Origin of the sequence: Streptomyces sp. NPDC056361 (assembly GCF_042262805.1) — a bacterium.
GTDB lineage: Bacteria > Actinomycetota > Actinomycetes > Streptomycetales > Streptomycetaceae > Streptomyces.
The window spans coordinates 13,936-39,358 of the sequence record NZ_JBHJQI010000030.1; the positions used below are offsets into that span (position 1 = coordinate 13,936).

General features: G+C 68.1%; 21 protein-coding genes and 2 pseudogenes. 12 read left to right on the plus strand and 11 right to left on the minus strand.

Translation table 11 applies throughout. From position 1 onward, the window contains the following. Positions 1–328 precede the first annotated feature (328 nt). Together ACFCY7_RS12595 and ACFCY7_RS12600 are read right to left on the minus strand one after the other, a co-directional pair. Positions 329–937, minus strand: a complete 609-nt coding sequence (locus ACFCY7_RS12595) for a hypothetical protein (protein WP_376483850.1) — start codon at positions 935–937, stop codon at positions 329–331. 924 nt (positions 938–1,861) lie between these two features. Beyond that, on the minus strand, positions 1,862–3,847 hold the full coding sequence (locus tag ACFCY7_RS12600; RefSeq protein WP_376483851.1) for a WD40 repeat domain-containing serine/threonine protein kinase: 1,986 nt from the start codon (positions 3,845–3,847) through the stop codon (positions 1,862–1,864). A 627-nt stretch (positions 3,848–4,474) separates the two neighbouring features. Between ACFCY7_RS12600 and ACFCY7_RS12605 the strand changes: the two genes are divergently transcribed. Further along, on the plus strand, positions 4,475–4,816 hold the full coding sequence (locus tag ACFCY7_RS12605; protein ID WP_376483853.1) for a hypothetical protein: 342 nt from the start codon (positions 4,475–4,477) through the stop codon (positions 4,814–4,816). 33 nt (positions 4,817–4,849) lie between these two features. On the opposite strand, the gene ACFCY7_RS12610 is transcribed toward ACFCY7_RS12605, so the two are convergent. From ACFCY7_RS12610 to ACFCY7_RS12625, 4 genes are all read right to left on the minus strand, one after another. Beyond that, a complete protein-coding gene (locus ACFCY7_RS12610) occupies positions 4,850–5,173 on the minus strand; it encodes a transposase (RefSeq protein WP_376483855.1) in 324 nt (107 codons plus the stop codon). Next, positions 5,174–5,461 (minus strand): transposase, encoded by a 288-nt coding sequence (locus ACFCY7_RS12615; protein WP_376483857.1) that lies wholly within the window; start codon positions 5,459–5,461, stop codon positions 5,174–5,176. 514 nt (positions 5,462–5,975) lie between these two features. Beyond that, entirely contained in the window at positions 5,976–6,518 is a 543-nt protein-coding gene (locus tag ACFCY7_RS12620; RefSeq protein ID WP_376483858.1) for an SMI1/KNR4 family protein, read from the minus strand. 445 nt (positions 6,519–6,963) lie between these two features. After that, entirely contained in the window at positions 6,964–7,806 is an 843-nt protein-coding gene (locus ACFCY7_RS12625) for a hypothetical protein (RefSeq protein WP_376483859.1), read from the minus strand. A 976-nt stretch (positions 7,807–8,782) separates the two neighbouring features. On the opposite strand from ACFCY7_RS12625, the gene ACFCY7_RS12630 reads away from it, so the two are divergent. After that, positions 8,783–9,787, plus strand: coding sequence for an alpha/beta fold hydrolase (locus tag ACFCY7_RS12630; RefSeq protein WP_376483861.1), 1,005 nt, complete (start codon positions 8,783–8,785; stop codon positions 9,785–9,787). Between the two features lie 207 nt (positions 9,788–9,994). Here ACFCY7_RS12630 and ACFCY7_RS12635 read toward each other — a convergent pair whose 3' ends face one another. After that, positions 9,995–10,708 (minus strand): restriction endonuclease, encoded by a 714-nt coding sequence (locus ACFCY7_RS12635; RefSeq protein WP_376483863.1) that lies wholly within the window; start codon positions 10,706–10,708, stop codon positions 9,995–9,997. Between the two features lie 726 nt (positions 10,709–11,434). Between ACFCY7_RS12635 and ACFCY7_RS12640 the strand changes: the two genes are divergently transcribed. Together ACFCY7_RS12640 and ACFCY7_RS12645 are read left to right on the plus strand one after the other, a co-directional pair. Then, complete coding sequence (locus ACFCY7_RS12640; RefSeq protein ID WP_376483924.1) at positions 11,435–11,974, plus strand: ArsR/SmtB family transcription factor; 540 nt, start codon at positions 11,435–11,437, stop codon at positions 11,972–11,974. A 17-nt stretch (positions 11,975–11,991) separates the two neighbouring features. Further along, the gene (locus ACFCY7_RS12645; protein WP_376483925.1) at positions 11,992–13,266 is read left to right on the plus strand and encodes an MFS transporter; all 1,275 of its coding nucleotides are present in this window, start codon (positions 11,992–11,994) and stop codon (positions 13,264–13,266) included. A gap of 185 nt (positions 13,267–13,451) precedes the next feature. Here the strand turns inward: ACFCY7_RS12645 and ACFCY7_RS12650 are convergent, their stop codons facing one another. Together ACFCY7_RS12650 and ACFCY7_RS12655 are read right to left on the minus strand one after the other, a co-directional pair. Further along, positions 13,452–13,619, minus strand: coding sequence for a hypothetical protein (locus tag ACFCY7_RS12650; RefSeq protein WP_376483864.1), 168 nt, complete (start codon positions 13,617–13,619; stop codon positions 13,452–13,454). Between the two features lie 93 nt (positions 13,620–13,712). Further along, entirely contained in the window at positions 13,713–15,182 is a 1,470-nt protein-coding gene (locus ACFCY7_RS12655; RefSeq protein WP_376483866.1) for an erythromycin esterase family protein, read from the minus strand. A gap of 259 nt (positions 15,183–15,441) precedes the next feature. On the opposite strand from ACFCY7_RS12655, the gene ACFCY7_RS12660 reads away from it, so the two are divergent. Beyond that, entirely contained in the window at positions 15,442–16,257 is an 816-nt protein-coding gene (locus ACFCY7_RS12660; RefSeq protein WP_376483868.1) for a trypsin-like serine protease, read from the plus strand. Between the two features lie 204 nt (positions 16,258–16,461). On the opposite strand, the gene ACFCY7_RS12665 is transcribed toward ACFCY7_RS12660, so the two are convergent. After that, positions 16,462–17,616 (minus strand): MFS transporter, encoded by a 1,155-nt coding sequence (locus tag ACFCY7_RS12665; RefSeq protein WP_376483927.1) that lies wholly within the window; start codon positions 17,614–17,616, stop codon positions 16,462–16,464. Between the two features lie 345 nt (positions 17,617–17,961). Here ACFCY7_RS12665 and ACFCY7_RS12670 point away from each other — a divergent pair, with 345 nt between their 5' ends. From ACFCY7_RS12670 to ACFCY7_RS12700, 7 genes and pseudogenes are all read left to right on the plus strand, one after another. Then, positions 17,962–18,402 (plus strand): VOC family protein, encoded by a 441-nt coding sequence (locus ACFCY7_RS12670; protein WP_376483869.1) that lies wholly within the window; start codon positions 17,962–17,964, stop codon positions 18,400–18,402. A 348-nt stretch (positions 18,403–18,750) separates the two neighbouring features. Continuing rightward, a complete protein-coding gene (locus tag ACFCY7_RS12675; protein ID WP_376483871.1) occupies positions 18,751–19,275 on the plus strand; it encodes a VOC family protein in 525 nt (174 codons plus the stop codon). Between the two features lie 486 nt (positions 19,276–19,761). Then, positions 19,762–20,079, plus strand: a pseudogene (locus ACFCY7_RS12680) (hypothetical protein); the annotation flags it as partial. A gap of 284 nt (positions 20,080–20,363) precedes the next feature. Then, positions 20,364–20,498 (plus strand): hypothetical protein, encoded by a 135-nt coding sequence (locus ACFCY7_RS12685; RefSeq protein ID WP_376483872.1) that lies wholly within the window; start codon positions 20,364–20,366, stop codon positions 20,496–20,498. Next, positions 20,495–21,159: pseudogene (locus ACFCY7_RS12690) on the plus strand (hypothetical protein). Before ACFCY7_RS12685 ends, ACFCY7_RS12690 begins: the two are co-directional and overlap by 4 nt. Before the next feature lie 590 nt (positions 21,160–21,749). Next, the gene (locus ACFCY7_RS12695) at positions 21,750–21,974 is read left to right on the plus strand and encodes a hypothetical protein (RefSeq protein WP_376483873.1); all 225 of its coding nucleotides are present in this window, start codon (positions 21,750–21,752) and stop codon (positions 21,972–21,974) included. Positions 21,975–22,067: 93 nt separating this feature from the next. After that, positions 22,068–24,197 (plus strand): trehalose-6-phosphate synthase, encoded by a 2,130-nt coding sequence (locus ACFCY7_RS12700; RefSeq protein ID WP_376483874.1) that lies wholly within the window; start codon positions 22,068–22,070, stop codon positions 24,195–24,197. Between the two features lie 214 nt (positions 24,198–24,411). Here the strand turns inward: ACFCY7_RS12700 and ACFCY7_RS12705 are convergent, their stop codons facing one another. Then, on the minus strand, positions 24,412–25,185 hold the full coding sequence (locus tag ACFCY7_RS12705; RefSeq protein WP_376483875.1) for a class I SAM-dependent methyltransferase: 774 nt from the start codon (positions 25,183–25,185) through the stop codon (positions 24,412–24,414). Between the last annotated feature and the right edge of the window lie 238 nt (positions 25,186–25,423).

The following is a 25,423-nucleotide window of genomic DNA, read 5'->3' on the forward strand; positions in this document are numbered from 1 at the left end:
AGGCCGCCTGGGGCCTCTCCTCGGCTGGCGCTGCCGGGGAGAGACCCTCTTGATGGCGGCAAAGAGGCAACATCTACTCTTGCCTTGGCTGGCGTCGAGCGCGGCCGTGATGCCTTGAAGGATCCCAACGCTCCCCCGGCCACGCTCCTGAACAAACCCGAGCACCTGATCGAGATCGAAACCACGGCCGTTAGCGAATGATCAAGGTACCCGCCGGCCCGGGCGCGAGGAAGGAATCCTCATGCAACGGTCAGGAGCGGCATTGAAGCCGTTGCCTCAATGCCACTCCTCTCTACGCAGGTGAATTACTCTGATGTTTCACTGTCCCTCAGTGCCAGCCGGTGCAGCCGACGTAGTGAGTGTCCATGTTGTGCAGGCAGCCGCGGGCGACATACGGCGGGCCGTCACACTCGGATTCCCCCCAGCCCGAGGAGTTGATTACGAGACTCTTCCGCTCGTACCAATTAGCCCCTCCGTTCCAGGAAATATCCATGTAGGTTTCCCACATGCCGGAGCCGTAAATCCACCCCTGCTGGGTGGCGTACTCGTGATGGTCCGAGCCGAGTTCGGTTGCCAGGTTGATCTGGCCGAAGCCCGCGTACTGCTTACAGGTCGACCAGTACGCCCCGATGATGCGGCCGCCGGCGATCCGAGACGTCTCGCCCTTTTTCGCCTGCGCCAAGCGGGTCTGCTTAGCGGCGATCAGGTCCTTGAACTGCTGAGGGCTGAGAAGCGCCTGGTCCTGCCCGTCCAGGATCTTCGGGTTCTCGGGGCTGCCCAGTCGGGCGTTCGGATCATAGGTGCGGAGCGTCGGAACGCTCGGCTTCACCTGAACCGGAGCGTCATCGGAGGCCGCTTGCGCGGGCCCCGCGATGAGGCCGGCCACCGCTACCGCGGCAGTCAGTGCGGCTCCGACAGCAGAACGTATTGAAGTCAAACCTGCCTCAACTCCTCCATCGAAGTGAATAGCAGAAGCGGAATCCGATAGTTCGGATTCAAGGCTATGAATTCATTGATCATCCCGGGTTGACGCCTTACGGGATCCTTTCAGCACGAACGGAAGAAGGCAAGGCTCGGTAATTACCGATCCGCGATCCAGCCATTACCGCATTGAGAATAGTGCAAGTATGGCCGCTTTGCGATGTCCACGTCAGGATGGAATGGCTAATTCCTTCCCGCGCCAAACATCCCTCCACCAGGAACCCAACGGCGTGATTAGCGGAATTACCACTTCACCCCACGGACACGACAAAGCTGCCCCCTCGCACGCGCCCTGGTACGGGAGGGGGCGTGCACCATCGGGCGGCGGAGCCGCACAGGGTGACGAAGCGTGCGGAGATGCTGACGAGAGCGGCGAGGGAGGGGAAGCGGCCCCCGTGCTGGTGGGCCCCGCATCCAACTGTCGCTAGATCGTCGCGCACTGAGGCAAGATGCTGCTCTGGGACCTGCGCCTGGGAGGCGCCGCCGGACTGTGGACTGGTCGCCCGCGTCCACGCTCGTGTCGAGGGTGGCGGCAGGAGTTCGACTTGCCCAACCTCGCAGGGCCGACCAAGACGAGCTGGCACCCCCGGAAGGTCGAGGATGGAAGAGGTGGCCTTGGTCTGCTCGTCCGGAAACACTGTTCCCCGGCTGGTGCGGCAGACGGGGCCTCTGTGCCTGCGCCGAGGCAGAGGCACTACACCAAGCGGATCCGTCCGATTCATGCGCCCTGCCTGCGACGCCGTGTCATGTGGTGGTGCGGGGACGGTGGATGAGGTGGCTCTCTTCCCACCGGATCAGGACGACGCTGAGGAAGAGGACTTCGGCCGGCTCCTCGTCAGGGTCACCACCCTGAACAGTCTCACGGCGAAGGCGAGTTCCTTCACCAGCCGAAACTTCGTCGTACCAGTCGGACCTGCCCTCCGGCGCCGCCCACAGCGATTCTGGAGTGGTCGGGGCTGAAGGCCACCGCGAACACTCCTCCTTCCATTGCGGTGAGGACGGAACTGGCCTGAGTGGCAAGGTACCTGAGCGTTACGGTCCCATCCAGGCCGCCGGTAGCCAGGAAGCCGCCGTCCCGACTGAACGCTGCACAGCGGACGGCGCTCCCGTGTCTGAAGGTCGTGTGAGGGTACGAAGGCACGGCATGCGGATTCCACAACCGTGCCGTCTCGTCCCAACTGGCGGTCGCCAGATCTGCACCATCGGGACGGAAGACCACGGACCAAACCTTGCCGGTGTGCTGGTCAAGGTTCGCGAGCGCCTCACCGGATGCGACGCTCCACAACCGTACGGTCTTGTCGTCGCCGGCGGCGGCCAGAATGGTCCCATCAGGACTGAACGCCACTGAATTGACCGCTTGGGTGTGGCCCTTGAAGAGGGTTCGTTCGCCCGTGGCGAGGTTCCACAACCGGACCACTGTGTCGTCGCTACCGGTGGCCAAGGTGGCGCCGTCCGGGCTGAACGCCACAGATCGGAAGCCTCCAGAGACACCCCGCTTGGTGAAGACGTTCACCGTTTCACCGGACGCGACGTTCCACAACCGTACGGATCTGTCATCGCTGCCGGTGGCCAGGGTGGCCCCGTCGGGACTGAACGCTACCGAGCGCACCATCAAGGCGTGTTCACCGAGGTTCATGCTTTCGCCGGTATCGACCTTCCACAGCCGTACGGTCTTGTCGCCACCCGCAGTGGCGAGCGTGGTCCCGTCGGGGCTGAAGGCCACCGAGTAGACGTTCCCTGCGTGGCCGACGAGGGAAACGACGGGCTGCGTGGATGCCGCCGGAGGCGCACTGGATTGTCCCTCCTGGCGTGGCGCCGTGTCGGACGCGCTCGTTGGCCGTGACTGCGCGGACTGTGACGGCAGGGTGAAGGGATGGTCAGAGCCGAAGGAACGGCGAGAAACGAGAGGTGGAGGGACCGGGGGCGCCTGCGGCACTGGATGACGGACTTGGGGCGCTGTACGAGTGGGTTGCTGATCCCTCGGCGTCACTGTGGGCAGGGGAGGGTACTTTGGCGGCGGTGGCAGCACCGAGCTGGACGGTCGCGAGTCGGCAAGGGCTGTGAGCGCATCGACGGCTTCTGCTCTTGTTGCTCGTTCGGTCAGGTCTTTAGCAAGCATCCTGAACAGAATCGGCTCCATCGCCCCGGCGTACCGAACGGGGCGAGGAGCGTCTCGGTAGATGGAGATGGCAATTTCCATGGGATTCTCGCCCTGGAATGGGAGACGTCCCTCCACCAGCTCGTACAACGTTGCGCCCAGGGACCAGAGGTCCGAGGCAGCCACGGCGGTCTTACCCAGTACCTGCTCAGGTGGCATGTACGCAGGCGTCCCCAACATCTTGCCGGTGGTCGTTCTCCTACCCGATGCATGGGAGACGAGAGCGATGCCGAAATCGGTGAGAAGTACCCGACCGTTGGCGAGCAGGATGTTCGCTGGCTTCAGATCTCGGTGCACCACTCCTGCTGCGTGGGCCGCTCCCAACGCATCGAGGACGGCGATTCCGATCTCAGCGACCTGCTGGACCGGGAGGCGCCCCACATTGCTGAGCACGTCATGGAGAGACTGACCCACGACGAACTCCATGACGATCGCTGGTGTCCCGCCATGCTCGACGACGTCGTAGACGGTGACGATTCCAGGGTGGTAGCTAAGCGCGGCCGCCGTGCGTGCTTCGCGCTCCAAACGTGCGATGCGATCCTGCCGTTCCTGCTCGGTGGGCTCGTCAGTAAAGCGGATTAGCTTGACAGCGACCTGCCGGCGTAGAACTTCATCATGGGCACGCCAGACGGTTCCCATGCCGCCTTCGCCTACTGCGGCTTCCAGCCGATAGCGGCCAGACACAATCTCACCGTGCTCCCCCGACATGGGCGCATCCTACTTCGGCCAGTGAGCCATGTTGAGCGATCTACCGAAGCGTTGATCCGTCTGAGGTGCACAGACACGCGCCCGTCCTCAGACAGTCACCGACGTACCTCACCGAAGACAGCCACAGCCGCGCCGCACACATGTAGCCAATGGGTCGCATCACGGCCAACCCGCCCGGGATCTGGCCCCGAAACTTGCCTTCCCAGTGATCACTACGGTCGCATTCTCACCGGGGGCCACTTCAGCAGGTCCATCTGGTCCCTGTTCATCGCCTGACGCCATGGGCGCGAGAAGGAGCGTCTGGCGGTCCGCGCGGGCAAACGCCGGGAGAACCCGCGGGCGCGGAGTAACGGGACGAGCCCGCGGCGGTGCCGACAACTCTGCGGATGCCGGTGACCGTCGCATCCCAGGCCGTCGATCCGCCGGCCACCCGTGAGCCCCGCAGCTCCTCGCCGCTCAGCGGATCCTTCGGACACCTCATATCCCACCTCGTGTCCAGCCCTCATCCGGGCTGCGACCTGCTTCATCAGCGGCGGATGCTCCGACGGCGACTCGATCACTTCCGCGGAGGTGGGCTGGTGTGGTTGGTCTTCGGCGGCTGTCAGAGCAGCGGAGGATGATCGGGTCATGCTGCAAGCGGAAGACGAGCACGGTCGTCAGGTGAGGAATCCAGGGCCCGCGGCCCTGAGTCGGATGGTGGCGAACCTCGGCCGGGGTAACGCCTTCGTCATCGTCGAGCGAGTCGACGACGAGGCGGCCGGCGACTGGTACGTGCAGGTGTGGCTGAGGGATGACAACACCTATCAACTGGAATTCCGTGACGGGACGGCAGCAGAGCACTACCAAACCCGGACGCTCTCCCAGGAAAAGGTGATCGCGGGCCTGAGCGGCTGGGCCAAGGGGCACCCGGATTGGAAGGACGCCTTCATGTGGAACAACATCAGTGCCTCGTTCGAGAACTTCGGCTGACCTTGTCGCCGGCGAACACGTGAACGTGCAGAGTCACCACGTACAGATGAGAACCGCCCTCCGACTGAGCCCGGCTGCCAGCAGTTCGTGGACGATCGCGTGCTTGTCGCGAGTGCGGTCAGCGATGTCCCCTTGGCCAGGGCGAGTCTGAGGGGTCTCCGAGCTTCTTCTGCTCAGGGGCAGGCCAAGCCGAAATCGGCGCCAGGACCTGCAGGCATCCCCGTGGTCTGCGACGCACCGCTCGACGGCCTCGCTCAGGTTGTGCCAAAGATGCCACCGGTCCGCGACCTGCACCGCTTGTGGTGCCCCGGCCGTGACGCCTTCGGCGTAGAACGGTGCACGATCGCGGCAGACCACCTACGCCCCGGGCCGTTTCACGAGCCAAGCGGCCAGGCTGGACGCCTCCCGGTCGGGCAGCAGATCGACGGGATGCCGGCTTTCGACGTCGACCAGGACAGTCCCGTAGTGACGCCCTTTGCGGGTCGCGTACTCATCGACGCCAACCACCCGCGGGGCCAGAACTTCGGGATCGGGCAACGTTTGGACCAGCCGCAGCACCGTGCTGCGGCTCACAGACACGCCGAAGACGCTCGCCCGGCGGGCACCAGCCCGACCGGCGAGCGCGTGGCCGACCGCGGCCAGCACCGACCGCGGACGCTCGGTCCGCCGACTGTACCGACGCGTCAGCCCTGGCAGCCGTTCGGCGAAGGTCCGCTGTCCGCACGAGACGAGCGGGCAGCGGAACCTGCGGACGCGCAAACGTAGAGCAACCCGTCTGCCACCGCTGGGACATCCGCAGGAAAGCGCAGGTAGGTGCTGAGTCCGCCGTGACCAGCTTCCGATCCGGTACAGACGGCCCCAGCCACATGCTTCGATCCTCTATGCGTACCGCCTCGTCGTTCACGACGACCGACAGCACCGCCACGTTCGCGATCGACGGGAACAGCAACTCCTCCAGTCGAAGCACCACTTCCACAGACCGAAATGTCAGCCACACCCCACCCGGTACGGGCCGATTTTGGGCAAATTCCCCGCCGTCCATTCACCCAACAACCGCCACTGAACGTGCGATCTCAATGGAAAGTGAGCCAGAACCCCACTTCGGGAGGCACCAACAATTCGATCAGTCCGCAACCTGCGGGTGCCCGGGAAGGAGCGCTCAGTCCCACCACTCATTGCCGGCGTGCCAGCGCTCCACCCATTCCTCGAAACCCCATGCCTGGTCGTCAGGCACCGGGGTGACCCCGACGTCGGCGATCATCCAAACCTCGCCGCGGCGGGGGCCGGCGGTCAGCAGGAGCCAGAACGACTGCCCGTCTTCGGACCCGAGAACGACGGACCCCTTGTTGAATGCGGCATCGACCCGCGGGTCCTCGGTGTCGACGCCCTCATCGTCTTCCCAGGACCACGCCGACTCCAGAGGGAATACTTCTCCTGGCTGTCTCGGCCCCAGGTCGGGCCATGTGTCGGGCAGCCAGCCGAGCGGCTGAAGACCGCCGTCGCTGGCGGGTCCCAGGCTGGAGCCGTTGCCGATCTCCGCGATGAAGGTCCTGTACGGCTCCGGCAGGACCACCCCGTTCTCCCGCTCCCACTCCACGACGGCTTCATGTCCGAGCGCCGGCTCGCGCCATTCCGACGGAAACGCGGAGCGCAGGAAATCGAGAGTGGCTTCGGCGGGACGCTGATCACGTGTGTCTGTCACCGCAGCATGCTGGCAGAAGGGACTGACAGCCCATCGCGGCCGCCTCACCCAGAGCCCCGCGCCACCCCACGTCACGAACATCGAACATCAAACATCGAATAGAGCCTGGGACGAGTGCCTCCCAAGACTGTGAACATTTGCTGTCCATTCTCATGGGCAAGGCCATACGTGACCGTCCACACGCGGTGACGGCGATCAGAGTGTCGGGGCTGGCCTGATCATTCACGTACGCCTCACACCGCGCTGGGCTCCACGGCGCCGGCTCAGTTGGCAGGGTGCGTCGTTCGAAGCATGCCGTATTGGTGGTTTGGGGCTGGAGGTTCTCGCGACTGTCCCGGTCGGCGCACGAAACGCATTCGCATTCCGGCAACGGGATGGTCTTGAACGATGTGGCCATGGGGGCCATGGGACTGCGGTGAACGCGGCAGGCTTGCCCTTTGCCGCTTCAGGGACGTTCGTAATGTTGGAGGACGCCGCCCGCGGAGAAGCAGAGGGCACCGGTGAGAGTGCCCCAGTTGGCGATGTCGGCGTTGATCAGGCTGCCGGTGGCGGGGCGTGTGTAGGCGGCGAGTGCCGAGACCATGAAGAGGACGGAGCCCAGCTGGTTCACGGCGACGATCCACCAGCCGAGGTTGCGCTGTCGGATGCGCGGCCGGCCGTGGCAGATCTCGACGAACGCGAGGTGGCCGGAGATCAGGAAGAGCGCACAGCCGATCACGTCGGGTGCCCAGATCAGCCGGTTGATCTGCTGGGTGGTCAGGCCTTGGAGGAAGGAATCCAGCAGGTCAACGGCGAACACCAGGGTGCCTACGAACAAGACGAAGGCGCTCAGCCAGTCGACCCGCATCGGTTCATAGCTCCACCACCGCCACCGTCGGGCCACCAGGGCGCCTTCCCCTCCGGGCACATGACGCGGGGCGTTGATGACCTGGAGCAGGGACACGTAGCCGCCGGTGTTGAAGAACAGGCCGCCGGCGAAGTAGATCGAGGCGCAGGTGGTGGCGTCGCCGGAGCCGAATTGGGCCACGGCGGCGCCGGCCGCGAAGAGCGCTCCGCCGATGATGAAGGCGGTGGCGGCCACGGCGTTGAGCCTGCGCAGCCGACCGAGGGCGGTGTCGTCGGCGCTGGCATGACGGGCGCCGGCTTCGCCGGGCGAATGCACGGCGATGAGGCCTCGGCGCCGGGCGGGCCGGGATTCCCAGACGACTGTTCCGCCGCCGGGCGACTGCCAGGTGAGGCGGGTCGTGAACGGTCCCGCACCTTCGGCATGCTGATCGGGTTGTCCCACAGGCCGAGACTAGACGTCCCGCCAGTCGCCGGCCGAGCGCAACGCCGTCGGTGGCGCGGGCTGAGCTTCGGTCTGGCGTTCTGGTCGGTCTAGTCGGTCTGGCATTCTGGCCGGTCTGGGAGGCTACGCAGGTGGGATGGTGGCGATGCCACCTGCACGACGAACGACCGGCCTCCAGGCGCACCAGCTGCGCGAGTACATCAGCGAGAACACCCTTGGCATCATCGCTAGCCTCCGCGTGACCTGCACCTACAACTACATCTGCACCCGCACCCGCCCTACGAGCCGGTCGGGGAGATCGCCGCCGAGCTCGAACGTATGCGGAGAGAGCGGCGTCTACGTCCCACTGCACATCGTCGCGGCCTCCGGCGGATCCATCGCGCCCTTTCTCCACCCTCGCCTGGAGTGGGCTTCCGGCTGCCGCGGCCGCCTCTGTTAACGCCGCCCGGGGGCACAAGTACGGTATGGCGCCGCTCGGAGCCGGCTGGGCGCGCTGTCCAGCCCAGTACTTCATGTCCTCCGGCTCGGCCGCGAGGGGGACCGCCGCGTCTACCAGCCCCGCGCCGGCCCTTGCTACAGCCTTCTGCCACCCTCGATGTGCCGTTCTTATGTGCGTCCGGCGCCCTGCATCGCAAGGCGGAGCGGCTCCCGCGTACTGGACGCGCACTCAGGTCCTGCACAGCAACGCACCGGGTAGTGTCGGTCGGGCTGTCACCACGCATGCGAAACCCGGCGATGTAGACGCGGGCACCAGGGTCACCCGTGACGGTCACGCGACTCGCAGGCAGCGGGGGCTCTGGCGTCCGGATATCAGGTTGCCTGCCTCGGCGGTACGAGCGGCTCGGCACCCGACTCGACCTCGACCTCGACCACGACCACGACCACGATCACCTTGCGCTACGCGACATTTCTCCAATACGTCCCGCGCCCACCAACGCGAGAGTGACGGCGCACCGCACCGACCGACGGAGGAGCCATGGACGAGACGACCACCCCGCACACCAAACGCGCCAGCCGCCGCCCCGACGCGGCACCGAACGTCCAGCGCAGACGGTGGGCGCGGAGTCGCCGATGGCGGATAACCCTGCTGGTCGCCGGCGCGCTGGCGCTCCTCCTGGTGGGAAATACGGTGTCCGTGCTCAGCCAGACGGCCGGGGCCTCCGGCGACCAGATCGTGCGCATTCCCGGCGGGGACCTGCATGTCGCCCAGGACGGGCCGCCCGATGCGCCCACGGTGGTTCTCCTGCACGGCCTCGGCGGCTCGACAGCTTGGTGGGACTCGGTCCTGCCTGCGCTGCGGGACCTGCACGTGGTGCGGGTGGACCTGCTCGGGCACGGCAGCTCGGCCAAACCGGCCGCTGGCTACGGCATGGCGGAGCAGGCGCGCCGGGTCGGTGCCGCGCTCGACCAGATCGGGGTGCACCGCGCGACGGTCGTCGGGCACTCCACCGGTGGTGCCGTCGCCACCGCGCTTGTCGAGCAGCGCCGCGACCTGGTGGAGGCGATCGCACTGGTCGACACCGGCCCGCGGCTGGACGCGTACACCGGCGACAGCTTCGCCGCCCAGCTGATGTCCACGCCGGTGGTGTCGCAACTCATTTGGCGCCTGCGGACCGACGGCACCATCCGTACCGCGCTGAGCTCCGCCTTCACCCGCGACGTGACGGTCCCTGACCAGGTCATCGCCGACGTCCGGGGCATGACCTACCGCAGCCTCACCGCCACCGATGAAGCGTCCAGCGCGTACCTGAAGGAACGGCCCATCCCCGAGCGGCTCGCCGACCTCGGACTGCCCACCCTGGTGATCTTCGGTTCCCAGGACCATCGCTGGCGTCCCTCGTCCGCCCAGGGCTACCGCACAGTCCCCCACGCCCGCATCGAGATCCTCGCCGGAGTCGGCCACACCCCCATGCTCGAGGACCCCGACACCACCGGAGCCCTCCTCCACGGCTTCGCTACCGAAACCGCGCCGCCACACTGAGCACTCCCGGACCAGGGGCCACGGCTGGTACTCGACTGTGGACCAGCGCCTCCCCGCCCAACGCCTGCTCTTTTTCTACGCATTGCAGCGCATTGCAGCGCACTGCACGGTTACTGCACGGGGTCGTCCCGACGAGCCGACCAGTCGGCCAGGGCGACCAGGGCGACCCCGGAAGTATGCTCCCCGGGCGCTTCGTACGAGATCCAGTCAGCCAGACGGGGGTCGACGAGGTGGTGGCACAGCCCGCAGCAGTTCCCACAAGGGTCGCGATCCGCTCGCCCAGTCGCCCAGCATGGTGCGGTCGACCAGGTGCAGGCGCTGGGAGCGGGCGAAGTCTACGGCCGGTTTCGAGAACCTGCCGTTGGTGACGAGTACGACGACGTCGCCTTTGTGGACCGGACGGCCGGTGCCATTGAGCACCTGGAGGTCCGGGCTGCCCACCGCGGCTCCGGACAGGCCGGCCCGCCGGTGCTTGCACTGGATCACCCAGCGCCGCCCGTACGGGTCGGTGGCCTTGACGTCCGCTCCGTTGTCCCCGGCACCACCGACCTGTACCGCGTCCGTGCACCCGTCGCGCTGCATCAGGTCCCGTACGGCGTGCTCGAACTGCCGGTGATGCAGGGCGTCCAGCTGTGTCAGTGCGTAGCGCAGCCCTTGGGAGCGCACCTGCTCCCATTGGGCGGCTCGCCGCCGGCTGACCAGCCAGGCCGCCGCCGCGCCGACCACGAGCAGCACCAAGACGGCCGGAACCCACGGGTACGCGCGCACGAAGTCCACCACTGCCGCAAGGGCGGCGCCCGCGATGACCAGCCCGGCGAGGATGAGGAAGAGCTGTCCTGTCCTGTCGGCCTGCCGCGACCGCCGCCTGGCCGGGCGTCGGGCCGGGCGTCGGGCCGGGCGTCGGGCCGGGCGTCGGCTCATCGACCGTCTCCGTTGCGGTCCCACTTGATGGGGTACGACACTGTCGGCTTCGGACGCGGGGCGGTCTCCGTCCACCCCGACCGGCGAATCGGATACGTAACGGCCGGGGCCGGGTGGGGCGTCGGCTTCTCCCAGCCCGGCCACTTGATCGGATATGTCACGGGCGATGAGGACCGCGGTGTCGGTAACCGCTCCGCGCCCGTTCCACTCTCCGCCGGGGTGCCGGAGCCGCCGAAGACGAATACGGCGGCCACGATCCCGATGGCCAGCGCAGTCTGCCGACTCGTGCCGGCCGGCGCCCTCCAGTGCGCCTGGACCACTGTTCCGTCCTGCTTGGTGTACCCCTTGACGAACGGCAAGGCCGAAGCCCCCTCCCCTGGTCGGTCGTGCGCTTTCCGCGCAACCGATCAATGTAGAGCAGGCCGCTGACAGTGGGTCATCTGTCAGCCACCTGTTGTGATCTTGGGGAGTGGGCAGGACTCGAGCCAGGAAAGCCGCGACTGCCCCTGCCGTACAAGGCAGCCTGGTCCACTCGGACGCATGGCAGGCGACGGGGAGCGAGCGGGCTCGTACGTACCGGCGAGCCACAGCCCGGGACCACCCCCCGCGCACGCGGGGAGCAAATAGAGCACTGTGACAGAAATCCCCGTGCACCGGACGGCAGGTCCTGAATGGCCGCGCGAAAACCCCTTGCCCAATGGTCAAGAATCGTTGACCATTGGGCGCATGCCTACTGATGATCTTCCCGAGACGTTTCACGTCACCACGGACGAGCAGCTGCGTGCCGTCTCGAATCTGACGCGTCACCGGATCATGGCCGTGCTCCGCTTCGAGCCGGCGACTATCACGCAGATCGCCGAGCGGGTCGGGCTGGCGAAGGGGAGTTCCAGCTATCACGTGCGGTTGTTGGAGCGGGCCGGCCTGGTGAAGGTGGTGCGGACGAGGAAGGTGCGGGGGGTCACCGAGCGGTACTACGCGATGGCGGCGCGGGGGATCGTGTTGCCGGATCCGGGTGAGGGAGGGCCGGATGTGCTGATGCGGCATGTGGTGGCGGATCTGGAGGCGTCGCCGGTGGACAGCGAGCGGCATGTGCGGATGGCGCATCTGCGGCTCACCGAGGAGCAGTTCGCAGAGTTGGGGGCGCGCCTGGACGCTCTGGCGGACGAGTACCGGGAGCTGTCGGATCCGTCGCTGCCGGACGTGTCCCTCGCCTTCGCGCTGTTCCGGTCGGCGCCGCGCGGGCAGGCGAACGGGGGTTCCAAGTGAGCAGAGGGGCAGAGAAGTTGCCGACCGGATTCGGGCGGCTGTGGACCGCGCAGACGGTCTCCTCGCTCGGTGACGGAGTGACGCACGCCGCGCTGCCGCTGCTCGCGTTGACGTTGACGCGGGATCCGATGGCGCTCGCCGTCGTCGCAGCTGCGGGGACGTTGCCGTGGCTGCTCTTCGGGGTGCTCGGCGGCGCGCTGGTGGACCGGTGGGACCGTCGGCGCACGATGTGGGTGACGGACGCGGCGCGTGCGGTGCTGCTCGTGATACCCGTGGGTGCGGTCGTGCTCGACGTCCTGAGCATTCCGCTGCTCGCGGGCGTCGCCTTCCTGCTCGGCCTCGGCGGGCTCTTCTTCGATACCGCCGCCACGGCCTATCTGCCGGATCTGCTCCGCCGCGACCCCGCGCTCCTGGAGCGGGCCAACTCCCGCTTGCGCGGCGCCCAGACCGCCATGTCCGGGTTCGCCGGGCCACCTGCGGGCAGTGCGCTGCTCGCGCTCGGGCGGGCGTTTCCGCTGCTCGCCGACGCGGTGTCGTTCCTGTTTTCCGCACTGCTCGTACGGACGTTGCCCGCCATGCCCCGGCCCGTGCCGGAGGTCCGCGAGTCGCTGCTCCGGCAGGCGCGGGCCGGGGCCTCGTACGTCTTCCGGAACCGGTTGCTGCTGGGGCTCGCGCTCCGCCCGGCGGTCGGGAACATCGCCTTCCTCGCCGTGGAGACCGTCCTCGCCCTCTTCGCGCACGACCGCCTCGGCATCGACACCTACGGCTTCGGCCTGCTCCTCACGGCGGAAGCCACCGGTGGCCTGCTCGGCGCGGGCATCGCCTCCTTCCTCGGCCGACGACTCGGCACCGGTACCGCACTGACCTGCACGGCCGCCGTCGAAGGACTTGCCATCCTCGGCCTGGCCGCCGCCCCCAACCCGTACGCCGCCGGTCTCGCGCTCGCCGTCTGCGGAGCCGGTATGGGCGCCACGATGGTGCTCGCGCCCTCCCTCCGTCAGGCGATCGTCCCGGCCCACCTCATGGGCCGTGTCGCCTCCACCTCCCGCATGCTGGCCATGTGCGCCGCCCCCATCGGAGCCCTCCTCGGCGGCTGGCTGGCCACCACCTACGACATCCGGACTCCGCTATACGCCGCCGGCGTCCTTCTCCTGGCGATGACGGCCGTCACGGCGTCCATGACCAGCAACCGCAGGGTGGATGCGGCATTGCGCGCCGCCGCCCAGGCCGACAGTCCAGGGCACCCGACGCCCAAGGATCTCGTCCCCGAAAGCGCAGCCGACTTGTCGTGACGCCTGCCGCGAAGGCACCACGACAAGAGCGGATGCTCGGTCCCCTGAGGGCATAGCGAGTCGCCGCGTCGGCCGGGTGCGCCAGCCGGGACCGTCCCCAGGCGTACGGGGAGCCGGACGCATCGCACTTTCCCCGTGGCGCGCCCGGCCCCCAGCCGGCGGGAGCAGCCGGAAGCCGTAGCGGGCTACGCGTACATTTGCCACCAGCGGTCCCCCTCGGCGCGGGCCGCTTCGGCGTCGTACTGATGCGCGTCGAAGTGGAGATCAGGCGGCGGGTAGGGGGCGGGCACGAGCGGGGACAGCCACGGCACCTCCCAGTCCGACCACTGAACGATCTCACCGAACCGCTGCACGACCACGGTCAGGAAGCCGCAGCATCCGCCCGTGCACTCGGATTCCCCCAGCTCCAGGCGGCGCAGCCAGGCGGCGCCTCCCGGTCGGCTTGGTCAGTCGGTCGGCTCGTACGACGGTGAGGCCAGCTTGTCGGCCGCGCGGACCTGGTGGAGGTGGATGAGGATGTCGTAGGCGCGGCCGAGGGAGAGGGTGGGCAGGGGGTCGGGGGTGAAGGTCGAGCCGGCGTCGTAGACCGGGCGGGTGCGGTCGAGCCAGGCGCGGGCCGGGGTGCGGGCGGTCCGCAGGTCGAGGTAGAAGTCCCGGTGTCGGACACGGTCGAGGGTGTGCTCGTTCATCCCGGGGACCGCGGCGGGGACGGTGACCGGCTCCCAGTCTCCGTCGAGTGAGGTGTCCTTGGTCAGGAAGGAGCCGCCGGCGAAGCTGAATCCGATCGCGGTGTAGTCGCGGCCCAGGCGGTCGCGGAGCACCGCTCCCTGGGTCCGCGGGTAGGTGTCCGGATGGGTGGAGACGTATCCGACGTGGCCGTTGTGGGCGGACAGCAGCATCTTGTGGCCGCTGTGGCGCTGCCACCACAGCACGTTGTCGGCCATGGCCTGGTCGCGTAGACGCTCGGCGGCGGTGACCGAGGCCGCGTCGGTGAGGTCGACGGTGGCGAAGGCGAAGGTCTGCGCGATGTTCCGGGCGTGCTGCACCGTCCACGCGTAGTCCTCATCGCCGTCCTTCTCCTGTCCGGCGAGCAGGTCGAGTGCCTCCTGGGCTCGCGCGGCCTTCTCCTCGCGTTCCGCGACCGGCCTGCGCAGGTAGGCGAACACGTCGTCGAAGGGGCGCAGCCGACCGTACAGCTCGGTGAGCCGGGGCAGCGCCTCGGGCCGGCTCTCGCGGACGGACGACAGCACGCGCTCGAAGATGTGGTCGCCGAGCTTCGGCGCTCCGAGGTCGTCGCCCATGAAGTGGACCCGGTGGTCGGGGTGGCGACGGTTGTGCTCGCGCATCCAGCCGATCAGGCTGACGAACTCCTCCCGCTCCCAGGGGGATCCGGCCAGGGTCTCCTCCGCGATCTTCCGCGGGTCACCGGGACCGCCTTGGAGGTACTCGTCGATCCTCAGCCCTGCCGACCAGCTCATCTCCAGGGCGAAGGTGGTGAAGCCTCGCTCCTCGACGAGGTGCCGGAAGACGCGTTCCTTCATGGCGAAGAACTCGTGCGACCCGTGCGTGGCCTCGCCGAGCCCCACCACCTTCGCGTCCCCGACCATTCCGCTCAGCGCCCGGAGGTCTGCGGTCGGGCCGGCGGGGTCGGTGGAGCGCAGCGGATGTGCGATGCCTTCCAGGGACCGTACGACTGCCGTTTCCCGACCTGCTGCGACGCGATCGGTCGAGGCGGTTGATGCACTGGGGGTGGTCGCGGTCGCCCGCTCAATGGGCGCGGTCGCCCGCGCGATGGTCGATGTAGCCCGCGCGGTCGGTGCCGCGGAGGCCATCGTGGTGGCGAGTGCCGTGGCGGTGACCACTCCCGTGAGGGTGAGCAGTCCTCGCCGACCGATCCTCGTCCTGTGCCCGTGCATGTTGATCACTCCTTGCCTGCGGCGGCTTCCCGCGCCGATGAAATGATCTTCGTGTGCTGATGGGTCACCCGCGCTGGGGCGGTCCACCGACTTCCCGCAGAGGCCACCCCTCGCACGGAACGGGGGTTAACCCCCGTTGGTCGGTCGAGAAACGTGCGGGGGGAAACCCCACGGAAACCGGGGCGCTGCCAGGATGTCCGGTGGATCTTGAACCGAGCAGGGTGGACGGACACACCGGATTCCCAAGGGAAGGCCTTCCATGTTCAGCTCGCAGTCCGTCGCGCGCCGCGGGGCGCACGCCACCGCCGTCGGCGCTCTCGCCGTCGCCCTGTGCACCACCCTGATGACCGACAGGGCGGAAGCAATCGTCAACGGAACGGATGCCACCGAGCGTTACCCGTTCATGGCGGTGATCCCGGAATCGGCCCCGACTCAAGGGGTGTACGACGGCAACTGCGGCGCGTCTCTGATCGATCCCCAATGGGTGCTGACTGCTGCTCACTGCGTCCAGGGCGAGGGCTTGGAGCTTGACGGGTTCGTCCGGATCGGCAGCGAGGAGCGCAAGTCCGGGGGAACCGTCCGAGCAATCGAACGCATCGTCGTCCATCCCGGCTACGCGAATGGTGAAGGCAAGGCGCCCAACCAAGACGACATCGCGCTGGTCCGTCTGGATCGCCCGGTCTCCGAGGAGCCCGTCCGGATCGCTCAGCGGGTCGGGCAGCCCGGAACGCCGACCCGCATCCTGGGGTTCGGAACCACCATCGACACCGAACTGCACTTCGCGGAGCGGTTGCAGGAGCTCGAGACGCGCACGGGCAGCGCCTCCGAGTGCGATCCCGGCTACGCGAACAGGACCCGGCTGTGCACGGTCAGCCGTGTGCCCGTGGCGATGGCTTGTTTCGGGGACTCCGGCGGACCGCAACTCCAGAGGGACCGGTGGGGACGGTGGGAGCTCATCGGTACCACCTCGGGTCCCGGCGCCTCCGGAGTCGCGTGCTCGGCGGGTCCGGGCCTTTACACCAACGTCCCCGCCTACACGGACTGGATCCGCAGGACCATCAGGCGCCACGCGTGAGTGCTCCCGGGCCGACTGGGACGCCAGGACGGGCCAGTGGCCGTTTCAGATGACGTCGCGGGGTACCGGGTCACGCGGGCCCCAACCCTCATCGGACGTCTCCTCGGACGACTACCGCGATGGTGACGCCGTCCGGCCTGTGCAACGACCGGCGGCCTCGTGCGCGCTGAGCCTCGTGCGCACTGAGCGTGGGGCGGAAGGTCATCAGGACCGCTCGCTGCCGTCCGGCCCGACGCGGCGCGCCCCTACTACCAGGACCATCAGCACTGCCGTACAACCACCGAGCAGCATGACCGCGGACGGCGAAGTGCGGTCCAGGAGGACTCCTCCTGCAAGCGCGCCCATGGAGATCGTTGCCTGAAAGGACGCGGTGAACAGGACCGATGCCGCTTCCGGGGACTGCGGTGCCGCCTTGAAGAACCAGGTCTGCGACGCGACGGGTACGGCGCCGTACGCGATGCCCCACACGATCAGCAGCATCGCCGCGCCGACCTCCCCGCGTCCCAACGCCGGAAGCAGGAGGGTGACCGCGGCGATCAGGGCGGCCCCGAGTCCGAAGACGGTCCGCGGGTACCGGGTCGCCCAGGCGCCGCCCAGGAAGTTGCCGAGGATGCCGGCGGCACCGTAGAGCAGCAGGAATGTGGTGATCAGACCACTGCCGACATGGGTGACCTGCTTCAGAAAGGGTGTCACGTAGGTGTACGTGCCGAAGTGAGCCAGCACGACAAGGAACGTCAGCAGGAGCGCGAAGCGCGTCTTGGCGCTGCGGAGCATCCCGCTGAGCACGCCCAGCCGGGTGGCATGGACCGGCGGAAGCGGCGGAACGAACAGGAGCAGCATGGCCAGTACGCCGACCGTCAGAGCTCCCATCGCGGTGAAGGCGATGCGCCATCCGGCGAGATCCCCGACGAGGGTGCCCATCGGCACGCCGAGGACGGAACCCAGCGGCACGGCGGAGAAGATCACAGCAGTTGCCCTGCCCACCGAGGCCGGCGGCACCAGTCGCTCCGCCAACCCGGCTCCGATCGACCAGAAGCCGCCGATCGTGATCCCGACCATGATCCGGGAGGTCAGTACGAGCCAGTAGTCGGGTGCCGCGGCGGCGAGAAAGTTCGCCAGCACCAGTAAGAGCATGAAGACGCACAGCATCAGTCGGCGGTCGAACCGTGCCGTGGCCACGGTGACCAGTGGGGCGGAGATCGCCGCCAGGAAGCCCGGCATGGTCATCATCAGGCCGGCCATCCCGTCCGAGACGGTGAAGCTGGATCCGATCGAGGTCAGCAGACCGATCGGCAGGATCTCGGTAGTGACGATGACAAAGATTCCCAGCATCACCGAGACCACGGCCAGCCACCCCATCAGTGGGGACCGAGGAGACAAGAGTGTGCCGTTGACTGAAGTGGTGGTGGCGGTGATGGTGGCCTGGCCTGTGACCTGCATGGCGTTCCGTCCTGTGAGAGGCAGCGCGTTTCGCGATCAGTCCAGCAGGCCGCATCACGAGATGGCTGGCAGGTCCGCGACATCACCGTTGCCTTGCAACGGTGATGTCGCATTCCGGCTGGCGAAAGTCCGTGCAGCGAAATGGACAGCGCCTGCTCTCATCGGTGACTCAGCCGCTTCGCGGGTGTCGAGAAGGGGCTGCCAGCCCGTCGTTCGGTATACCGGTGGCCTCTAAGGCCCGCATAACGCAGAGGGAGAGCCGTCATGACGCTTCAGCGGATGGACAACGTCGGCATCGTCGTCGAAGACCTTGACACCGCCGTCGCCTTCTTCACCGAACTGGGCATGGAAGTCGAAGGCAAGGGGCCGATCGAGGGCCTCTTCGCGGATCAGGCCGTCGGGCTCGACGGAGTCCGTAGCGACATCGCGATGATGCGAACCCCTGACGGTCACGGCAAGCTGGAGCTCGCCCAGTACCACTCCCCCACGGCAATCCGGGACGGATCGCACAACCCGCCGCCGAACACGCTGGGCCTGCACCGGGTGATGTTCGCCGTCGACGACATCGAAGACACCATCGCCCGCCTCCGCCCCCATGGCGCCGAACTCATCGGCACGGTCGCGCAGTACGAGGACATCTACCTCCTGTGCTATCTCCGCGGGCCCTCGGGCATCATCGTCGCCCTGGCCGAACAGATCAGCTGACTGTCCGTCGCCGGCGGCCCGACACAGGCGACCGACACAGGCGAGCAACCGGAGGCATCGGTCCGGACTGCACCCGGTTCACCACGTTCGCACGCCGGACCTCGCCCCCTTCGGCAGGGCAGCAGCCGGGTGGAGCGCCGGCCGTCCCGGCCACCTTGCGGAAGAGCGTGCCGGCACGAAGCCGAGCACACCGAAGCCCGCCGCACTCTCCCCGGTGAGGTGATACGCAAGCCGCGCCTGGTGGCGCTCAGTGGATGACACCTCCGCGATCTAGGTCAGTATTTGTCCTAGTTGGACCGTAGGGTCGTCACATCGCAAAGGGTAGATCCACACGAGGAGACGAGAGCGATGACTCGCACTGCACCCGAGGGCTACACCAGTGTTGCGCCGTGGGTGGTCACCGACGACACCGGTGCACTGCTCGACTTCATCACCGCCGTGTTCGACGGGGAGGAACTCGCGCGGGTGCCGGTCGAGGACGGCACCATCGGCCACGGCGAGATCCGCGTCGGTGACACGGTTGTGCTGGCCTTCGACCGACGGCCCGACTGGCCGGTGATGCCCTCACTGCTGCGGGTCTACGTCCCCGACGCGGACGCCGCCATGGCGACCGCGGTCATGCACGGGGCGCAGGTGATCACCGAGGTGGCCGACAGCGCGTGGGGAGATCGCGGCGGCCGGGTGCGGGATCCGTTCGGCAACATCTGGTGGGTGATGAGCCGGGTCGAGGACGTCGCACCGGACACGGCTTGGCAGCGCATGTCGGAACCGAAGTACGCCGACGCGATGCGCATGGCGCAGGAGACTCTGGATGCCGCGCTGAGTGGCCGGAGCTCAGGGGTGGCCAGTGCCCCGCAGCGCCCGACCCACTGAGATCGGCTTCCGACCCGGACCCGGACCTGGCCGCAGGCAGCGGGAGTTGAGGTCGACCGCGGTGCGCCGCTGCGACGAAGCTGCGACGCTCTGGGCAGACGGAGACTCGACCAGAGGTCGGTACTCATCGTGCTCGTAGCCGCGGCCCGACTGAGCGTGTTGGGCGGTCGGCCCCGGCCCGGCCACGGTCTGCCCGCACACGACCTTCCGCAGCCACGCTTGAGACGTCGCTTCCTTTGGCGTGATCGTTCGTTGGGCCACGCATGACGGATCTGGTCGGGCGGCTGGTGCCAGAGGATTTGTGGGTGCTGTTTCGGCGGGTGGTGCCGCCGACCGAGGTAAATCGCCCGCAGGGTGGGGCCGACGCCGGGCCGACGACCGTGAGGCTCGCGCCGCGACCATCTACGTGGCCACCGCGGGCTGCACTTGGCGTCAGCTCCCGCCTGGCCCACGGTCTGCCGGCGCTTCGCCGAGTGGAGCAGGGGTCGGGTCCGACCCCGGCGCCGTAAGCCGGCGAAACTGCACGCCGACAAGGGCTACGACTACGACCATCTGCGGCAATAGCTCGGCAAGCGGGGTATCCGTCACCTCATCGCCCGCGAAGGCGTCGAGTCCTCACAACGGCTGGGCCTGCACTGCTGGGTAGTGGAGAGAACCCTATCCTGGCCGGCAGGCTGCCGGAGGCTCCACCACCGCTACGAACGCAAGGCCGGAGACTTCCTCCCCCTTCGTAGACATAGCCGAAGCCCTCATTGGATACCGGCGACTCACCTGCCGCTGACTTCCTACGAGCAGATCAGCTAGGGGGACATCCAGGTCGATCGGCGGCAACCCCCAGGGTTCCAGGGTCCCGGTGCAGTACTCCGCGAGGAACTGGACCGCACCGCCACCGTAGTGCCACCACGCCCCGCCGCGAGAAGAAACCGTGACGACCCAGTCCTGCGGAGTCAGCCCCGTCGTACTCCACATGAACTGGTCACCGTCGCACGACTCACCCCAGGGCAGCAGCCCACCAGGAGCTGGGGACGCCAGGAAACCCTGCCACACACAACCAGAGCCATCGGAAACGATGTCCTAGGCTCCACGTCATGACGAGTGATCACGGATTCCTCTGCTCGTGCTGCGGGGCACACCACCCTGAGCTGCCCATGAACTACGCGGCCGAGGCACCGGCCGTACGGGAGCCGGCGTTCGCTATATCCATCGACAGGACGCAGTCATGAAGGCCGACGCGGGAGTGCCGCTGACACCTCGCGCGTCGGAAGGCCTGACCCGCCGGGCCCGGTACTTCGTCGAAGCGCACGGAGTGCGCGTTCCGCGCCGGGACATCGGACAGCACCGGGACGTATGGCTCGAGCACGGGATACCCGCTGCGGAAATCGACCGAGCCGTGGCTTTCCAGGAGATGTGGGGTGGCATTACTCTGCCCCCGGCCCCGCGTACGCGGGCGGCCCGCGTGTTCTCGAAGCCGACGTTCCCGAGGGCCCGGCCGAGGACGGATGGCGCTTTCCGGCCAGCTGCGGCCGCGTGTCCATGGCCCACGGATTCATGATCGGGCCTGGAGGCGAGTTCGGTATCGACGCCGATCGCTGGACACCCCTGCACGCCAGCGTGGAGGGATGGGTGGAGGCCCTGGCGCTGGCCCATCACGCGGGCTCCTGGGCCACGAGCATCACAAAGGTCAGGGGCGATGCCGTCGAACGGGTGGACCTCGACGGATTCGAGCCGGTACCTGAAGTCCGGGGACTCACCGACACCTGGTGGCGGGGCGGGGACTCGCTCATCGCCATCTACCGCGGCGAAGCGGACGGCTTCGCCGCCCCCCACTGCATGGAGGCCCATATCTACGGAGGACTCGACGCATGGGGCCTCGGCGGCCACTGACAGCCGGAACGCCAAGGCTTCCGGGCTTGGCCGCCCTCTGAGCATTGACCTGCTGCGGCGCCGGCGCCCGGGTACTGGCTCCCAGGCGCCGGTGCGCGCCGGCCTCCTGCCTCGCCTTGTCGATCGTGTCGGCTGGGAGCCGTCGACTGCCGGCGTGAGGGCGGGGAGCACGGCCCCATCCTCTGCAGGCCTCTCACTCCAATGGCCGCTGGAACCATGCGCGCCACGCCAGTGAGAGCGATCATGACCGGTGTAAGTGTGGTGAAGTCGCGCGCAGCCCTGGAGCGGTAGGTCCGCTGGGCTCGTGCCGACGCCGACGAGGCATCACCCTACGGCGCCCCTTCCGGGGGCTCTCATCCAGGCGACACCGCCTGGTGCTGGACAGCGAGCCGCACCCGCCAGTCGGTTTGGTCGGGCGGCGGCCTTGGCGCAATCGCCCAACTTGTCGCGCATTGCAGCGGGCAGAACCGCACAACAGCAGCACATCAATCCGCTGGAGCCGACGCCCGTGTTCCGTCCCGCGTTGCTCGGCGGGGCGGGCGACGGACCGTGCGGCTCGACGCTCTGCTTCGGTGAAACTGGAGGTCTAGATGGCACCGCATGAGCCTGCCGCCGATCGTCTCGTAGAAGCTGCGCGCAACGCTCCCGACGGCCTGATCACTCGGCTTCTGGAGAGTGACGACTTTCGCGAGTCACTGCTCGGAGAGGCGATACGAGACTGCCGGCAGGTGTCGGCGGATTCGAAGGAAGCCGGTGACGAGGTCCTTCCCATGGACCTGGACCTGGACCCGGTCACCCACGATCCCGCTTGGTGAGATCCCGCTCGGAGAAGTGAAGGGCCACCGACCGATTTCCGCATCACGGCAACCACGCGGTGGCGTGGTGGGCAACGGTGAAGGGAGACTCCGATGGACCGGCGAGCAGTTTCGGCGGCCAGGGTGCTGGTGACCGACCTCGATGGCACCCTCCTCGGCGGCGAACCGAAGGAACGGCGCCGCCTGCGCGACGCTCTGGCCCGGCACCCGCAGATCAAGGTCGTCTTCGCTACCGGGCGCAGTCTTGATTCCGTGCAGGCGCTTCTGCGTGACGACCCGCTCATACCGGTGCCTCGGTGGATCATCGCGGACGTCGGTGCGAGCGTCGTCGACGCTCCGCGGATGCTACACGTCGAGGACTTGGAGGAGGAGCTACGCAGGGGGTGGCCGGGCGCGGAAGACGTACGGGCGAAGCTGAGTGCCTTCCCGCAGCTCGTGTATCAGCACGGCGTGGCGCAGGAAGGGCGGTGCTCGTTCCATCTGGATCCGGCGGGTCTCACCGGTGCGCTGAGGTGCGCGGTCAAGGACCTGGGGTGCTCGTGGACGTACTCCTCGGGGCAGTTCTTCGACGTGCTGCCGGCCGGTGCGAGCAAGGGGAACGCGCTGGAGCTTCTCAGGCGCGGCATGGGCTGGGCGCGTCAAGGGGTCCTGGCTGCGGGGGACTCGCTCAACGACCTGTCGATGCTCTCCGGAGGCACCCACGCCGTCGTCGTGGCGAATGCCGAAGCGGCGCTGGCTGCGGCTGTTCCGGTGCGGGAGGAAGTGCATCATTCGGTGTGGGAAGGCGCTGCCGCGGTGTTGGAGGGGATGGAGCGTCTCGGCTGGCTGGACTGTCGGTCGGTGACGGTCGGCTATCACCGTCCTCCCGTACGGTGGATCGACGGCAGCTGGCACGCGCCGTGCAGCCCCAACGGGATCCTGCCGACCTTGCGGAGTGCCCTCGCCGATGAACGTCTGAACGCCGTGTGGGCGGCAGCCCACACCGGGGAGAGGCCGCCGACCGCCACGGCCGCGGCGGCTGCCGGCGTGCCGCTCTCACTCCTGCCACTGAGCCCCGAGCGATGGACGGGCTACTTCCATCGCGTGTGCAAGGAGACGCTGTGGCCTGCGCTGATGTCCCAGCCCGACCTGATTCGTGACCTTCCCGATCACTGGTCCGACTACGAACGGGTCAACGTCGCCTTCGCCCGCCACATCGGCTCTCTCGCAGCGCAGGGGGGCACGGTCTGGCTGCACGACTACAACCTGTGGCTCGTTGCCGCGGTTCTCAAAACCCGGCGGCCCGACCTCGCCATCGGCCTGTTCCACCACACGCCGTTCCCCCGGCCCGAGATCTTCCACCGCATTCCGGCGGCCGAGCAGCTGATCGCGTCGCTGGCGCACCTGGACTGGGCGGGCTTCCACACCGCGGACGACGCCGACAACTTCCGCCGGCTGTTCTCCTCCGCCGCCATGCCTGCTCCCCGCCTGGGCGTGCATCCCCTCGGCATCGACCGCCAGGCCGTAGCAGAGATGGCCAAGTCCCGCGTCAGGCATCAGCACCGGGACGGCGGCCGCGACACCCAGCTCGTCCTGTCCGTGGAACGGCTCGACTACGCCAAAGCCCCCGTACACAAGATCCACGCACTCGACGCGCTCCTGACACGAGCACCGCAGCTCCGGGGGAAGGTGTCCTACCGCCTGATCTGCCCGCCTCCGGAACCAGGCATCGAGGCCTACGACACCACCCGCGAGGACCTCGAAACAGCGATCAGCCTCATCAACCACCGGTGGGCCACACCCGCCTGGCAGCCCGTCGACTACATCCCCCACAACCTCGACTTCCCCGAGGTCGTCGACCAGTACCTGGCCGCCGACGTCTTCTGGGTGACCTCACTCGCCGACGGCATGAACCTCACCGCGCAGGAATACGTCACCGCGCACCACGCCACCAACCGCCCCGGAACACTCATCCTCTCCCGGTACGCGGGAGTGGCTCGACACACAGGATCCGCGGCCCTGCTCACCGACCCCCACAGCGCGGACGACCTCGTCGCCACCCTGCGCACCGCGCTGACCATGCCCGTACACGAACGCACCGCACACATCGACCAGTTGCAGAGGCTGCTCGACATCCCGGCCCCTGACGAGTGGGCCCGCGCCTGCATCGCCGCCATCCAGCACGCCAGGACCCCGTTGCAGGCCGGACGCGTCCTCGCCGATGCCTCCCATGCGGTGGCTTAAGTGCAGGCCGTGAGGGTAGCGCCCCCGCCGTCGGGGCTGGGAGCGTCATCGAAACCGATACCGGCGCCCATCGCCTGACCAACACCCGCGCCCGCGCCTGCGCCTGCGCGGGACCGTCGCGGTCGCCGTCGCCGTCGCCGTCGCCGTCGCCGTCGCCGAGCAGGCTGCCCAGGTCGGCTGGCATCAGCCGTCTCGCGCCGGGCGCGGGGGTCGCTTACTTGCCGACTCGGGCCACGAGCAGCGGCTGGAAGAAGCCGGTCTCCTCCGGCATCCGCCAATCGGGGTCGACGAACCCGGCCTCGGCTGCGAGGCCGGCCAGCCGGTCCCGGCCGAGTGCCCAGTAGGTGGTCCGACGCACTTGGACGCGCCATTCGCCGCCGGCGGGGAGGAGTTGGAAGTGCTCCAAGTCGTAGCGCTCGCCGTCGTCGTGCCAGTGCCAGAGCTGGAAGGTGACGGTTCGCTCTCCAAGTCCGGCCTCGGCGGCGCTGTGGACTTGTGGAGGCGTGGAAGTCGGGCGGTCGCGCAGAAGCTCGTCGTAGGGCCGTGTGCTGACGAGCAGCTGCCCGCCGGGGCGCAGGACACGGCGCATTTCGGCCAGGGCGGCCTTCACATCCTGCTCTGTCAGCAGGTGAGGCAGCGAGTTGTCGGCGCAGACGACGGTGTCGAACTGTCCCTTGGCAAAGGGGAGGCGCCGCATGTCGGCGGCTGCCGTGCGCACGTTGACGCTCCGGTGGGCGCCCTCCCTGGCAGCGCGGGCGGCGGCGCGGGGGCTGATGTCGGTCCCGGTGACGCGGTGCCCGCGCAGCGCCAGGCCGATGGCCTGGGTGCCGATGCCGCAGGAACAGTCGAGAACCGCCGCCTGATCCTGGTCGATCAGTGCGTCCAGGGCGTCCCCCTGCCGACGGATGCTCGCGTCCCAGTCCGAGTAGATCAGGTGGTAGTCGTCGGCCAGATCGTCGTAGAAGTGCGCCACTGATGTCTCAGGCATGGCCTGAGATTACTGCGGCAGGTTCCCTGAGGCGCTGATCGACCTGGCGATAGGCGCGAACGCCCTCGCCGGTCGTACTGTCAGGCGGTTGCACGGCAGGGCTGACGGTCCGCCCTACCCGTAGCCGCACGCTGTCGAGTGCGGGGTCAACCGCCTCGTCGAACGCCTGCGGCCGTCGTGACCCGGTGCGGCGAAGTCGCCGTGCGCTGCGAAGCGCCCTGCTGGTCGCAGCCATCGA